At 58.3% G+C, this 14690-nt stretch carries 13 protein-coding genes; 2 read left to right on the forward strand and 11 right to left on the reverse strand.

Features of this window, described 5'->3' with window-relative positions; all coding sequences use genetic code 11:
* Positions 1 to 331: 331 nt before the first annotated feature.
* The 11 genes from ABEG21_RS05360 to ABEG21_RS05410 form a co-directional block, all read right to left on the reverse strand.
* Complete coding sequence (locus ABEG21_RS05360) at positions 332 to 1360, reverse strand: class II aldolase/adducin family protein (protein WP_347556209.1); 1029 nt, start codon at positions 1358 to 1360, stop codon at positions 332 to 334.
* Positions 1357 to 2106: an HAD family hydrolase gene (locus tag ABEG21_RS05365; RefSeq protein ID WP_347556210.1), complete on the reverse strand. Its 750-nt coding sequence runs from the start codon at positions 2104 to 2106 to the stop codon at positions 1357 to 1359. Before ABEG21_RS05365 ends, ABEG21_RS05360 begins: the two co-directional genes overlap by 4 nt.
* Positions 2103 to 4169, reverse strand: coding sequence for a uridine kinase (locus ABEG21_RS05370; RefSeq protein WP_347556211.1), 2067 nt, complete (start codon positions 4167 to 4169; stop codon positions 2103 to 2105). The genes ABEG21_RS05365 and ABEG21_RS05370 overlap by 4 nt, the downstream gene beginning before the upstream one ends.
* Positions 4166 to 4768 (reverse strand): phosphatidylinositol-specific phospholipase C/glycerophosphodiester phosphodiesterase family protein, encoded by a 603-nt coding sequence (locus tag ABEG21_RS05375; RefSeq protein ID WP_347556212.1) that lies wholly within the window; start codon positions 4766 to 4768, stop codon positions 4166 to 4168. The genes ABEG21_RS05370 and ABEG21_RS05375 overlap by 4 nt, the downstream gene beginning before the upstream one ends.
* On the reverse strand, positions 4765 to 5463 hold the full coding sequence (locus ABEG21_RS05380) for a glycosyltransferase family 2 protein (RefSeq protein ID WP_347556213.1): 699 nt from the start codon (positions 5461 to 5463) through the stop codon (positions 4765 to 4767). The genes ABEG21_RS05375 and ABEG21_RS05380 overlap by 4 nt, the downstream gene beginning before the upstream one ends.
* Positions 5460 to 5864 (reverse strand): GtrA family protein, encoded by a 405-nt coding sequence (locus ABEG21_RS05385; protein ID WP_347556214.1) that lies wholly within the window; start codon positions 5862 to 5864, stop codon positions 5460 to 5462. Before ABEG21_RS05385 ends, ABEG21_RS05380 begins: the two co-directional genes overlap by 4 nt.
* 1 nt (position 5865) lies before the next feature.
* Positions 5866 to 7554 (reverse strand): sugar phosphate nucleotidyltransferase, encoded by a 1689-nt coding sequence (locus ABEG21_RS05390; protein WP_347556215.1) that lies wholly within the window; start codon positions 7552 to 7554, stop codon positions 5866 to 5868.
* A 153-nt stretch (positions 7555 to 7707) separates the two neighbouring features.
* Entirely contained in the window at positions 7708 to 8877 is a 1170-nt protein-coding gene (locus ABEG21_RS05395; RefSeq protein WP_347556216.1) for a glycosyltransferase family 1 protein, read from the reverse strand.
* Between the two features lie 48 nt (positions 8878 to 8925).
* Entirely contained in the window at positions 8926 to 10215 is a 1290-nt protein-coding gene (locus ABEG21_RS05400) for a glycosyltransferase family 1 protein (protein ID WP_347556217.1), read from the reverse strand.
* The gene (locus tag ABEG21_RS05405; protein ID WP_347556218.1) at positions 10193 to 11302 is read right to left on the reverse strand and encodes a glycosyltransferase family 4 protein; all 1110 of its coding nucleotides are present in this window, start codon (positions 11300 to 11302) and stop codon (positions 10193 to 10195) included. Before ABEG21_RS05405 ends, ABEG21_RS05400 begins: the two co-directional genes overlap by 23 nt.
* Entirely contained in the window at positions 11302 to 12423 is a 1122-nt protein-coding gene (locus ABEG21_RS05410; protein WP_347556219.1) for an AGE family epimerase/isomerase, read from the reverse strand. Before ABEG21_RS05410 ends, ABEG21_RS05405 begins: the two co-directional genes overlap by 1 nt.
* 99 nt (positions 12424 to 12522) lie before the next feature.
* Here ABEG21_RS05410 and ABEG21_RS05415 point away from each other — a divergent pair, with 99 nt between their 5' ends.
* Together ABEG21_RS05415 and ABEG21_RS05420 are read left to right on the forward strand one after the other, a co-directional pair.
* Positions 12523 to 13506, forward strand: a complete 984-nt coding sequence (locus ABEG21_RS05415) for an NAD-dependent epimerase/dehydratase family protein (protein ID WP_347556220.1) — start codon at positions 12523 to 12525, stop codon at positions 13504 to 13506.
* The gene (locus ABEG21_RS05420; protein ID WP_347556221.1) at positions 13503 to 14687 is read left to right on the forward strand and encodes a glycosyltransferase family 4 protein; all 1185 of its coding nucleotides are present in this window, start codon (positions 13503 to 13505) and stop codon (positions 14685 to 14687) included. The genes ABEG21_RS05415 and ABEG21_RS05420 overlap by 4 nt, the downstream gene beginning before the upstream one ends.
* Positions 14688 to 14690 lie beyond the last annotated feature (3 nt).

A 14690-nucleotide genomic window follows, 5' to 3' on the forward strand; every position in this document is an offset into this window, starting at 1 on the left:
GCTTTATCGATTAATTACAATATCGCAGTTATATCAAAACAAGACTGCGAGGCGGAACGGAGTGATCTTGATTTAATCGCAAGATTTGGTTATCAAAACAATCTCCCGTATTTTACAAAAAAATTTTTAATCAATAAAATTGCGGAGTGCCCGTTGAAAACGAGCCTTTCATCTATCCCGTGGATGATCCACCCGTTTTATTACGATAAATAGACGTTCTAGCTCTCGCTATCGACATTACAGACATCGACCGTTCTAGGTATTCCTTGTAACCCACGGCCAATCCGAGTGGAAGGTTTTAGCTCGGAATGACAGATTGGCTGTTACCAGTTCACTTATTCAACGACTGCCGGTACCGTTCGGCATCCCAGTTAAGCAACTCGCTAACGTCGACATCGCTGAGCGTGTGAATGGGGTCGTCATCCTGTTGACGTGACATCACATCGTAATAGCATTGCAACTGTACGACTTTAGCGATGTTGAAGGTGTCCGTTGCGAAGATTCCGTCGTTTTTGACGAAGATCAGTTCAGGCAAAGCCGTCTGACCGGCAAGCGCCTGACCGGCTACGTCTCCATTATGGAAAACCACCGGTGCCGCCCCCAAAAAGACGACGTGATCCGGGAACAGTGCCCAGTCACGTTGCAGGCGTGCGAAGCGTGCATCATCGAATGCCAACAGTTGAATGGTGTTGTTATCGATACGATGGTAAGCCGGATGCGCAAAGTGCGAATCCCGCGATTTAGTGTCGCCAATAGGAATGCCGCTTACCGGCACAGCCGTCCATTCGGCGATGTCACGTAAGCGTTTCTCCAATGCCAGCACGGATTCGGCACCAATGACGATGCCATGGTTTTCAAGCAAGACGATATCGACATTAGGGTCTAGCCGCAGCGCATCTGACACGCCTTGCGCCAGCGCTGCTCCCGGCTTCCGGTAGGGCACGGATTGCCACGTCAGCCGACCATTGAGTGCCTTCGATAAGGACGCGACCCCGCCGTCACGCACCAAGTGCGCCAGCGGCTCTACCGCATGCAGATGCGCCACATAGCGGTGTGGCATCAACGCGTGCAGCAGGGTTTCGATCGACGGTTTCAGCGTCGATTCTCCGACTACCTCAGGCGTAATCGCAAAATCGCCCGCCGCCACGGCTTCACGCAGCGGCGTCAACGCGACCGGGACAAAAATGTCGGTGTCGGCTGCATGCGCGAGCCAACGCCCCGATGCCTTCACCCACATCGTCGTCTCGTCTTTCCAGGACACATTGCCGCCGGCACCTTGTACCAAGAGCGGATCCTCTCCAATCCGACGACAGAAATCGTTGACCGTATCGCGCTGCAGATTAGCGTCGGATGTCATCATGCACCTCGGTTCCATTGCGCAATAAAGGTCCGCAGTTCCGAAAAATGTCGGAACGTAGCGTCGGCGCGATCTTCGCCTTCGGCTGCGACGACGCCGTCGTGCAGCTTCTGGATCGTGACCGCATTGATTTCCTTGCGCGCACCCTGAATGTCGTTCACGGGGTTGTCGCCGATCATCCAGATGCAATCGCCCTTTGGTTGCAGCTTCTCCAGCGCCATCTTAAACGGTGCGGCGTGCGGCTTGTCGTAGGCGACTTCTTCGCTGGTCACGATGTAGTCGAAGTAATGGTCCAGACCGAAGTAGACGATCTTTCGGAACTGGATCTGCGCGGTGAGGTCCGTGACGATTGCCGTGGGAATCCCCATGAGCCGCAAGTCGTCGAGTAGTGTCTTGACGTCTTCGAACAGCGTGGCATTGCTTAAAAACGTACGCCAGTAGGTCTGCTCGAAATCGAGCGCCAACAGTACCTGAGAACCAAGCCCCATCAGCTCGAGCATGCGCTGCATATACAGCAATCGGCTGTGCGAGGAGGCCGTATGCTTGAGTCGCGCTTTGACTTGACGTCGGGCTTCATCGAACGCTTTCTCAAACACGGCAGCAGAGATCGACAGCTGGGATGTCACCTTCTCACGGACCGCAGCCATCGCCGCAGCATGCGCCGGATCGTAGTGATAGAGCGTATTGTCCGTATCGAAGAGAATGGCGTCCGGACGACGGTCGAAGCGATTGGGCGCGAGGACTTTCATGATTTAAAGATACGATTGGTTAAGGCCTGGTTGATATGCGTCAGCGTAATCAACTGCATCAGACCTGCCGGGCCGTCACGCCACTTCGGCGTCACGTCGAGGAATTCCAGAATACGCGGGCAAACGATCGATGCCGACAAAGCGATGTCGGCTGCCGACGTTTCACCTTCGATGACAAAAGCGGTGCGGCTCGGATCCTCATGCTGGACCGAGTCCACATGTAGTCCACATATGCCGATCAACGTACGGGTCAAAGTCATGTCCCGAATGCCATGCCGGGACGCAACGGCAAGCTTGAAACGCAAGGTGTCACCGCGCGCGGCATCGTCGAGCATGCGTGGATGAATCGGCTGCAGCGAGAAAATGACATCGGCATGCGCAGCTTGTGGCCGAATGAAGCGCTGCGTGTCCGAAGCGCGACGTGCAAACGATGCCTCTACTTGCTCTAATGTGTGTCCGCGTTGATGAACATCGCGCTCGATCTTGAAGTAGCGACGTAGATCCTCGTCGATATCGAGAAAGATGCTCAGGTCGAAGCAACGGCGCAGATTGGGAAGGAAGAAGACGTGCAGGCCACTGGCAATGATGAAATCATTGCTGCGGATACGGCGCGGGTGAGTCATCTTGCCCGTGGCGTGATCGTAGTGCCGTGCGTGAATCGTCTTGCCGTCGATGAGCGAGACCAAGTCGTCCGAGAAACGCTCAAGGTCGTTCGCTTTTGGGTTCAGATGCGTCAGCGCCTGCCACATCGGCTTCTTTCTGTCCCACAAGTGGTAGTCGTCGCCTGTCAGCGCGGTGACCGACTGATGGCCGAACAGGTCGAGCATCGCTTCGGCATAGGTATCTTTGCCTGCGCCCGAGTCGCCGCCTACGCCCAATACAAAGGGCTTACGACTGAAGCGGAAGAAATCGCTGCGAACAATCGTTTCGCGCCAAATACGCAGTGCCACAATGACGCCGACGGCCATGACCACCGTATGCAGTAGGCCCGGAACACGGCCGGCAAAAGCCGTAGCGAGCCACTGCGGCTGCAAGGCGTGGATGGGCGTGCCTAGGAAATGCAGTGCGTCGGGTGGCAAGCTCAACAAGCTGCTAATCGCGTACAAGGAAGCGAACAACATCGTCAATGCCGATGCAATGCCATCGGTCATTGCGCGCTGCGTGAGCAGCAAAGGCAGCAACCAGACAAACCACCCTGGTGAGGCGGGCGTCATTAGCACGACGACCATGAAGGCCAGGCCGAACATCGCTTGGAACAGATCGAAGTTGATGCGACGAATCCGCCACGCGGAGTAGAGCACCAAGGTATAAGCAAGCGGCACTAAGAAGACGGTAAATGTCGTGCCGAAGTCGAGGGTCAGTCCGAAGACTTTATTCACCTCGGGATTCTGCACCAGCATTGCCGTGCCGCCGCGGGACAAGGTAAAGAACGGAAGCAGCAAGACGACCGTACCGGCTAGTACGCCGTGCACGAAGTAACGGATCAGCGGCCGCAATGGCTTGTTATTAAGCAGGTAGACCAAAAAGAACGGCAGCGCGATGACCATGCTGAGCTTGGCCGAAATCGCGGCGACCAAGGTCACGCCGGCCACAAAGAAACGTCGCCGCTTGAACAACCACAGCGCGCCGATCAGGAAGGTCACCGGTACCAGATCGTTCAATCCGAGCAGGTAGGTCGCCACCAGCACGATGGGCGATAGCCAATACGCGGCGAGTAATAACCGATGCCGCGCGCCGCTGATTTGCGACAGTAGCCAGAACAGCGCCAAGTCGCTGAGCAAGAGGGTTACGCTGTAAGCAAGCGCCGCGGGCAAGCCCAAGGCATGGGCTAAGGTGCCGAGTGGCAGGAAGCAGATCCACATAACATAGCCATAGGGAAATGCCAGCGGCGTGCCCCCATGATCGATCCAGTTCTGCCAGGGATCTAGCGTGAAATGAGCAAGGCTATTGTCGAGGAACGGCGCATACCACTGTGTGACGGCACTCGATGAGGCGAGTCCGATGAACAGGATGCGCAGCACCAGGCCGATCAGGAACCGCGGATCGCAAACGGTTTTTTTCATCCTTCTTGCGTGGCTTCCCACAGGTCGGTGCGTTTCGTGCAGACGGCATCAGCCGTGATACCGCGTTCGCGCAACAAGGCACGCAACGCTGGAATTTCGTCCTCGGCGCTGCGCTGTTGCAACTCAGGCGACACCAGGCAGAGCTTGAAGCCGGCGGCCTGGAGGCGGTTGGCATCGGCGGCCGACAGGGGGAAATGGGTAAAGCAATCCACCCAGATCCACTGCACGCGGCCAGCCAGCGTCAAAGCCGTTTCAACGGATTCGAATTCCGAGACACGCACGGCCGAGCGACCGGCTGCCGCTTCGGCGTACTTCATCAGGAAGGGGAAAGACTGATCCAGGAAGAAATAATCGTCGATGCCTTTTTCTTGCATCAGTGCGATCAAACGGGGTTCCAGTCCTTCTTCCTTGACGTTCAGAATCAAGGTGCCATGGCGATATGTATCGATCCATGCATCAAACGACGTGCCATCTACGTAAGGGTCATGATGGATTACGAGCCGGTCGCCCTGGCTGCGAATATCCACTTCGATCCCATAGTGCGTTGGCGTGTCGGCCAGTTCCTGCAGCGTATTGCGGCGATGGCGAATCAGGTTCATTGATTGAGGCTCCGACGGAGTTCGAGACTGAATTGAATCGTGCGTTTGATAAATTTGCGCTTGGCCGCCCAGTTGACGTTCCAATGCGATACGCCATGCGCGCGTTCGCCGAAGCGCACGGGGAAGCGATAGACACGCTTACCGCTACGTCGCGCCTCGAAATAGGCAAACAGATCTAGCGAGAAATCGTAAGGCGGATTACGCCATGTCTCGAAAGATGCGCGTGAAAACATCGTCGGCTGGGCATTGATATCCCAAAGAGGCTGGCGCAGTAGTAGCGTTTCGAAAAAGCTCATGCCGATGGTGAAGACGCGGTCCGAGACCGGCCGACCATAACGGCTGCCCTTGACGAAGATATCCAGGCCGTGTTTTTCGAAGAAACGCAGTCCGGTAATCGCATCCATCGGATCGGTCTGCATATCGGCATGCGTCCAAGCGAGAACGTCGCCGGTTGCCGCGCGTAAGCCGGAGAGAATGCCGAAACCGTAGCCTTGATTCTGCTCGACCCGCACGCTACGGCAGCCCGGAAAGCGCGGCAGTAAATCGCGCAGGACGCTCGGCGACGTATCGGTCGAACCATTGTCGACGAGGATGACTTCGACATCGGCAGCCTTCGCTACCTCTGCACACCGTGCCAACAGTCCCGGCAGGTTTGCGGCCTCGTTATAACAAGGGATGATCAGTGAGAGTTTCACGCAGGCGTTCTCAAGGGGCGGGCATGAAAGACGAACCATTTCATGCCGACGAAGTTCATGACGGCCGATGTGCCGGTGGCGACCAAAAATGCCAAGACGACGGCATCGTGCCAACCCTGCAGCCAGGACAACGTTAGGCGATTAAGCAGCACATTGATACCGAGCGTGCAGGCATACAAGGCCGCAAAACGGACCATGGCGCCCCGCATCGGCGTCGCGGACCGGAACGTCAGCAAGCGGTTCGCAAAGTAGGCAAAGAGCGTGCCGCCGATAAATCCGATGCCTTTGGTCAAGGTTGGCTGATGCGGCACTGCGGCATACATCAATCGATAAATCGTGTAATCGACGCAAACGGTCAGGATGCCGACGACCAGGAAGGTGAGCAATTCGCGACGGACCATGTCACGACCGCGTCAGGGGTGCGGGGACGCTCTTTTCAAAGCGTGCTTCCAGCGCAGGTAGCGCACTTGCCGGTACGCGCGGATCGTTGGCGAGCCGGTAAGGGTGGCTGGGCCATTTGTCGAAACACGACTGCCAATATTCAAACGTGCGCAGATCGTCCGGAGTGCCCCAACAGAGATAAGCATCGACCTCGAAAAGGCGACACTGGAGGCCGAGGGCGATCGCATCTTCGACGCAGGAATCCAGATAGAACTCGCCGTTGACCTTGCCATCGCGCGCAAACAACCGTTGCATTGCTTCGACTGCTTGCGAAGCGCGGCGGAACGTAAAGGTGCCGATGACGATAGGGTCGCGTCGCGGATCGGACAGTGGCTGCTTCACCGATATGTGGCGAATGACACCCTGCGCATCGGCATCGATCCAACCAAACATCTTTGGATGACGTGCCGCGTTCGGATGGCCGCGTGTCGCCCACACGGCGACATCGACATCGGCGTCTGCAAATAAGGCATCCAGCGTCCGATGCACGTAGACGGCACCGTTGTCACAGGCACCAAAGGTGACGGGGCCAATGTCGTCGCCCCACTGTTTCAGCAGTGCTTCAAGGCCGAGCAAGGCACTGCGCGCTTGGCCGTCCGTGACGCCGGGCAAGTTCACGATGGACGTGTTGGGATAACGTGCCGACAGCGTCGCTGCGATGGCATCGTGTCCGGGCATGTCCTCGCGTAAAACAAAGCTATAGATGCGCGCTGCCGGCAGGTCGTCGACCGCTTGTTCGACCATGGGGGCACCGGATACCGCGATCAGGGGTTTGGTTTCCCGATAACCCTCTTTAGCAAAGCGTTGACCCAGGCCGGCCATCGGTACGACAACGGCGCCCGTGCGCGCGCTTTGCGCGACAGGCGCACGGGTGGCGACGTCGTCTTTTTGCAGCCGCTTAAACGTCTCCGACCAGCGCGTGTACTCGGTGACATCTTCCGGCGTGCCCCATTGCATGAAGTGCTGCAGCGGATACACGGCAACTGGCTTGCTGGCGTCGAGCAAGGGCTTATACGTCAAGCTGACGTAGTACTCGCCGTTTACATTCAGTTGGCGCGCGACGGTGGCGTCGAACGCATCGAGCATCGTCTTGCCACTGCTGAAATAATAGGTGCCACTGGACGCGAACTCGTTCATGCGGTCGTTCGTGTAGGGCTGTTTTTCCTGGATATCCTCGACCCAGCCGTCGGTCTCGCGCATATAGGCGTAATTTGTCGTGCCGAGCGTGTGCGGATGGAAACCGCGGTAGGCGGGGATGATGCCGTCGCAGGCCGTCAGCCGCGCAAATTCCTTGAAATTCTGCCAATCCCAATAACAGGTGAAATCGCAGTAATTGACGATGGTCGGCTCGTCCAATGCGATTTCTTGACGGACTGACTGTACGGCATGGACCGGGCCGAGCTTATGCGAGGGGATGCCGACGACTTTGCCTGTCGGACAATAGCGTTGCAGCGTTTCGCGCATCTGAAAATCAGGGTTATCGAGATGATCCTGATTGCAGATGAAGATAAAACGCGTTTCCCCCGGAAACAGGTCGATCACATGAGCGATGATCGGCTTGCCTTCCACCGGAATCAGAGGTTTGGGGAGCGTGTATCCTGCTTTGCGGAAACGCTCGCCGAAGCCGGACATCGGCACGATAATCTGCACGGAGCACCTGTATCAGTCTTGTCGACCCACGCCAAAGGTGGCGCGGATCGCACGAGTCAATCAAATGGCGTCAGTATAGGGCAGGCGTACCGTGGACAGAACGCGTTTGCGTCGATCGTACGGTGTTGCTTCGCCAATGCCGATTCGGCTGGATCAAGCAAGAATACGTTGATATAAGGCAGCAGTCCGCTCTGCCGTCCGGGACCACGTGAACTGCGCCGCGCGGGCACGTCCAGCGACGGTCAACGCAGCGTGCAGCGCCTCGTCTTCAACGATCCGGCGCATGGCATGCGTCAATTGTTCCACATTCAGCGGATCGACCAACAGTGCCGCATCGCCGGCGACTTCGGGAATCGACGTCGTGTTGGAGGCGACGACAGGTAAGCCTGATGCGAACGCTTCAAGCACCGGCAAGCCAAAGCCCTCATACAGCGAGGGAAACACCAACGCGCGGGCGGATTGCAGCAAGGCCATTTTTTGACGCGGCGTCACGTAGTTAAGCCAGCGTCCCGTTTTTTTCTCCGTCAGCCGAGCAAGCGCGGCGCGGTCCGGCTCAGATGACCAGCCTTCCCGTCCGGCGACCACCAAGGGACAAGCACGTTGGATATCGACCGGCAATTGCTCGAATGCCTGAATCAGACGCAGCACGTTTTTCCGAGGTTGCAGCGTCCCGATAAACAGCAAGAAGGCAGGCGGGAGGCCTAAGGTAGCGAGATGTCCTTGGCGCTCTTCCTCGGGCATCGTCTCGAAATACGCGTCATCGACGCCCAGTTCTACCGCTGAGATCCGTTCGCGCGGGATGCGGAAGTGGGTTGCGATGTCGTCGATCACGAATTGCGAGATGGTCACGAAGTGATCGGCCGATTGCACTGTGCGGCGTAGCACCCAGTTCTTAAGTGCCTGGTACTTCACGCGTGTCCATTCCGGATGCATCAAGGGAATGGGGTCCATCACACTCGCCAACACCGGGATATTGCGGAACCGGGGCACCAGATGATCCGGCGCATGAAATAGATCGAGCTGCTGTTCGAAGCCTGGCGGCGAAGGGAACGACATGCCGAATGCCGCGCTGCGCAGTAAATTGACGGTCACCGATCCCGGCATGATCTGCACGTTCGGTCCCGCGTTGAGGCCGCTGCGCCCTTGGAAAGCGAAGCGTTGCGGCGCGATATTCGCCGTCGGCAGGTATTTCACCAATTCGGAGGTGTACATCCCGATGCCGTCGAGATGGCCATCCGTCTGCATTGCGCGCTCAAGGACGGAAACGCCCAGACCCACTCGGATCGAGCGGGTCGGTGCGGGAGAGATATTCGTGGTCGACATAGGGTAAGCCATCAGAGGTGTCGTTTTTTCGCAACGCGCTAGGCGGTCTCAGCGGTCGAGAATACGGCGATAGAGCGAAATCGTCTTCTGAGCCGTATTGGACCACGTGAATGCGCGCGCACGCACGCTGCCGGCTTCAGCGCAGCGAAGATGCCAAGCGTCGTCGCTGTGCATGCGCGCAAGCGCCTCGGTCAATCCGGTGCTGTCTTGAGGATCCATCAGACAGGCGGCCTCGCCGGCAACCTCGGGAATGGAGCTGCTGTTCGATGCGATGACCGGTAAGCCCGATGCAAAGGCTTCCAGTACCGGCAAACCGAAACCTTCGTAGAGCGAGGGCAGGACGAGTGCTCGCGCGCTTTGTAGCAGGGCCCGCTTCTGCAGCGGCGTGACATAGTCCAGCCACCGGCCGGTGCCGTTTGCCGCAAGCCGCGCCAGCGCCTCGCGCTCGCGCTCCGAAGACCAGCCCGCCCGTCCGGCAACAATCAAGGGGCAGGCGCGTCGGGTGGCTTCCGCAAGACGATTAAATGCCTCGATTAAATGCAATACGTTCTTGCGTGGTTGCAGCGTACCGACGAACAGGAAGAAGGGGCCCGCGATGCCCAATGCTGCCATTGTCTGTTCCCGTACAGCGTCTGACAGGCGCTCGAAATAGATCTCGTCGACCCCCAGTTCGACAACCGAAATTTTCTCGCGCGGAACATCGAAATAGCGAACCAAGTCATCGACGACAAAATGAGAGATCGTCACATAGTGATCCGCCCATCCCGCCGAGCGGCGAAAGAACCAGTTTTTCACCTGGCGTAAGTGCGCGTCGGACCACTCCGGATTCATGAGGGGAACCGGATCCATTAGGTTGGCCAACACGGGCAGCGAGGCGTAACGGGGGATATGGTGATCGGTCGCGTGAAACAAGTCGAAATCACGACCCATCTCGGCATTGCCGGAAAACGGCAGGCCGAGCAGGGCGCTTTTTAGCAAGTTTCGACTGAAGGTTCCGGCCAGCGGCCTCACATCCGCTCCGATCGCGGTACCGCGAAATCCTTCGAAGGCGACTTTCGTCGGTACGATGCCCGCAGCGGGCAAGTGGCGAAGCATCTCGGCCGTGTACGTGCCGATGCCGTCCAGATGCCCATTTGAATGTAAGGCACGTTCAAGCACCGTCGTGCCGAAGGCTATCCGGTACGGCAGGACGGCGGGAGGTGTCGCTACCGGCAATGCGGCGACACGATCGGGTTCAAGCATGGTTTTTTCGAGCAGCGGGGCGTTGTCTGGGGCCGGGCGGAGCCGCGGGATATTTGACGGCATGCGTGTCTGTTTAGCGGCCCGGCGCCAGCGCACGGTAAATATCGATATACCCGGACACCATCTGCTGTCCCGTGAAGCGCGTCGCGTAGCGGCGAGCGGCGGCCTCACCCATCGTTTTGGCCTCTGCCGGGTGATTCCAGAGCCAATCGATGGCATTGCGCAGCAGATCCGGCCGTTCCGGAGGAATCACCAAGCCCGTTTCGTCTGCAATATTCACATAGCTGGTGCCGGTACCGATTTCGCAGGACACCATCGGTTTCCCATACATTGCCGCTTCCAGCAAGGAGATACCAAACGCTTCGGAGCGTAGATGCGACGGAAACAGTAACGCTTCGCAAAGCTGCAGCAGCGCTACCTTGTCGACTTCGTCGACCGAGCCGACGAAGTGGGTATGTTGCAGACCTAGACGGCTGGCTTGTGCTTTTAGCGCGTGTTCTTCGCGACCGTTTCCGACGATCACCACCGGATATCGACTACCCGCCAGCGCGTCCAGCAAGACATGCAAGCCTTTGTAGTAGCGCAGATTGCCGATGAACAGAAAGAAGCGCGGACCGAAGCGGTCGCGCCAGTTGGCCAGCGTTGCCGCATCGGGTTGTGGATAGGCATCGCGGTCGATCCCGATCGGCACGACGTCGATTTTGTTGCGGAACGGCCGAAGTGTTTCGCTCGTTTCAACATAGTTCGGCGAGGTGGCCACGATTCGGTCGACACTCGACAGAAAACGGTTCATCAACGGACGATATACGCGCAACAAATTCTTCTGCTTAACGATATCCGAGTGATACGTCAGCACGGTCGGTTTACGGACACGCGTAACGAAGTGCACCATATCGGCAAACGGATAGGGGAAATGATAATGAATCACATCCGCAGTTGCCGCATGCGCCCGGAACGCGCCAAAGGCCGCCGCTGAGAAATTGGCCGATGCCACCGCGATATCTTCCCGCACGCGATAGTGCTTATGATCGCCTAGGTCGGACGTGCCCGTGTGCTTACTCACCGTGAGCACGTCCGCTTGTATCCCCCGCTGCGCGGCCCCGGTACACAACTGCCAAATCAGCTGTTCGGCACCGCCGTGCGAATCGGGCTTGTAGGTTTTATAGAAATGAAGAACGCGCATCAGGTCAGAACTTGATAGGCACCAACCAAGTGGTACGCTGTCGTGGAGGGCATTTCCGCGCGAATCACGCGATTGTCGTTGTCGAGCATTTCATGCCATCCGCCATCATGCAGGAAACGGCTCGCGAAACGGGCGATTTGCTGCGGCAATTGCGCGCGTTGTCCGTCGTCTTCATGGCAGGCCATGGCGCGGAGGTACTCGGTCTGTGCCCAAATCCGTTGGTTGGGGTCGCGCACGGTGCCGTCGCGCTTTAGGGCGGCCACCACACCACCAGTGTCCGGCATCACGCCATGCGTCTGTGCGAAGGCATACGAAAAAGGCAAATGCGCGGCGAGCCCACTTGTCTCAAACGCCGGATGCGAACTGGCATTGTGCAGGAAGTGCCATTCGAATTGATGCCCCGGCTCCAACCAATTGTTCTCCGACGGTAACGGCAACTCCATGATGCAGTGCGTCTCCGCGTCGACGAAGGCTTGCGTGAAGCGCTGCAATAAGGTCGCGAGCGCCGCGCCGAAGCGGGCATCGCCGGTGGCGGCTTCGGCTTCCAAATATGCCTCGGTCAAATGCATCAGCGGATTTTGCCGCGCCAGTTCCGTGACCGTCGCGAAATCTTGACTGCATTTGGAGACCGTCAGCCCGTTTGCCGGATCGACCGGGAAGAGGCCGTTCACGACGTCGAGGGTGCGCTCGATCACCGCCAATGCTTGTTTGTCGCCTAGAAGACGGTAGTACGCCGCACAAGCAAAAATCACGAAGGCATGTGTGTAGAGATCTTTTTCCGTTTCAAACGGGTGAGCGTCCGGGTCGACGCTGTAGTAAAACCCGCCATGTTGCGTGTCGGAAAAACGATTTACCAAGGTGTCGAACAAACCCTTTGCGTGTTCCTGGTCGTTGGCGACCGAGAAGACGTAAAGCTGCCGGGCACAGGCCATCGCGCGGAATCGCGTGATGGGCAGGGGCGGGGCGAGTGGATCGGCCAGCACCGCTTCCAGCGGGATACCGATGGCTTGGTGGAAGCCGCGTCCACGCCACATGGGGACCACGACCTCGGCATAGTGCCCTTGCAGGCCTAGTCCGTCTTGTATCGCGGCGCGTGTCCCGGGGGCGGAAGACTGTTGCATAATCTGACGTTTGCAGGGTAAAAAAACAGGTCGACCGTGAGCTTCGCATAGCTACCAGGGTGTGTCCACGCTTTTGTCTTACAGCACCACGTAGATAATATGAGAATTTTGATCACAGGCGCGAGCGGGTTTGTCGGGCGTGCCTTAAGCCGCGCCTTGCTGCAATCCGGCGCGACCGTTTATGCCCTCAGCGGCCAGTCGCAAGGGTGTGCCTCGGGCGTTACCGTGTGGCGCACCCTTGCGCCGGATTTCGTCGATGCGGCAAGCGCCTGGCCAGCAAACACGCACATCGATTGCGTTGTCCATCTCGCGGCGCGGGTGCATCAGCGCGACGAGGGCGGCCAGCCGCTGGAAACGTTGTTGACGGCCTATCGCGAAACCAATGTCACCGGCACGCTGCGGGTTGCAAAAGCAGCCGTCGCGGCCGGTGCGACGCGTTTTGTCTTTATCAGTAGCATTAAGGCGATGGGCGAAGCCGAGCCCGGTACGCCACCGCACCCTTGGTCAGAATCCGATACGCCGGCACCGGTGGATGCCTATGGCATCTCGAAGTGGGAGGCGGAGCAGGCCCTGCATGCGTACGGCGCTGAGACCGGTCTCGAAATCGTCGTCATTCGTCCGCCGTTGGTCTATGGCCCGGGGGTCAAGGCCAATTTCAGACAGTTGATCCGATTGGCCGCATTGGGTTGGCCTTTGCCTTTGGGTGCGATCGATGCCCCGCGGAGCATGGTTTTCGTCGGCAATTTGGTCGATGCGATCCAACTGTGCTCTACCCATCCCGCAGCAGTAGGGCAGACGTTCAACGTGGCCGATGGTGAGGACTTGACCGTTCCGGGCCTTATCCAACGCATTGCCGAGAACGTGCATGTCCGGAGCAGGCTGCTGCCCGTTCCGGTGCTCCTGCTGCGCATCCTCGGCAAGCTAAGCGGTCGCGGTGATCAGATTCAACGCCTAGTCACGCCGTTACGGCTCGATATTCGACATATTCGTCGCACGCTGCACTGGTCGCCACCGTTTTCCGTGTCGCGCGGACTCATGGACACCGTGGCCGACTATCAGTTACAACGTGAGACAGGACGATGACAGCTTCGATTTGGGGACTGTCCGGCGGCTGGGTCACCGCGGGCGGAACGGTGGGTGTTACGCAGGCGCTGGCGGTCGGCGTCGCTGCGGGGGGGATCTGCTGGATCATCCTGGCGATTCTGCTGAAGACCGGATGGGCATGGGATATTGCAACCGATGTGCCAAATCATCGCTCATTACATACGCGTCCCACGCCTCGTGTGGGCGGTTTGGGCCTGCTGCCGGCGTGTCTGTGTGTTGGGGCCGTTTTAGCTCCTAGCTTCCGCTTAGCGGCTACCGTCGCGTTGGGACTCGTTTTGATGTCGCAAATCGACGACCGTCGAGGCTTGCCTGCCCGGGTGCGCTTTGCGGCGCACTTGCTTAGCGCGCTGGTGCTGGTCGGCGTGAGCGGGTCTCTCGGGTCGGGTCGTTCGGCGATAGCGGCCGTGGCCACCGCATTAGACGTGCAGAACAGCGGCTTTTTAGCCATGATGATCATGGGGTTTGTGGTGATCGCCTTCGTCTGGACCATGAACCTCTATAACTTTATGGACGGCATGGACGGTTTGGCAGGGGGGATGGCCGCCATCGGATTTTCAATCTATGCCGTTGCAGCATTTTTTGCGATGCACAATGCGGTGCAGACGGACGGAGCGACGGACCAGCTCTTGGCTTTGCGGGACGTAGCGCTGGCTAGCAGTGCGATCGCCGGTGCGGCGGTTGGTTTCCTATTGTGGAACGCACCGCCCGCGAAACTGTTCCTGGGCGATGCCGGATCGGTTCCGCTGGGCTTTTTGGCGGCAGCGCTGGGTTGGCTGGGATGGACGCATGGTGCGTGGTCGGCAGCATTCCCCTTCTTGGTATTTGCGCCGTTTGCGACCGATGCGACCGTAACATTGTTGCGCCGGCTGTTTCGTGGGGAGCGATTCTGGGAAGCGCACCGCGAGCATTACTACCAGCGCATGGTCCGTATGGGATGGTCGCGTCGCGGCGTGTTGCTGATCTGGTACGGAATGATGCTATTCGCCGGAGCCTGCGCCTTGGTTTATCAGATTGTTGCGACTTCTTACAAGGGGCCGGGCTGGGATGTGCCATTATGCCGGGCGTTAGCCATAGCCCTTTGTTTCTTTGGATTGGCCGGGCTCGGAGTCGTCATCGACCGTCGGTGGGCGCAGTATGCGCGTGCTTCTGCGACGCGTTGAGGG

Source organism: Robbsia sp. KACC 23696 (assembly GCF_039852015.1).
Taxonomy (GTDB): Bacteria; Pseudomonadota; Gammaproteobacteria; order Burkholderiales; family Burkholderiaceae; genus Robbsia.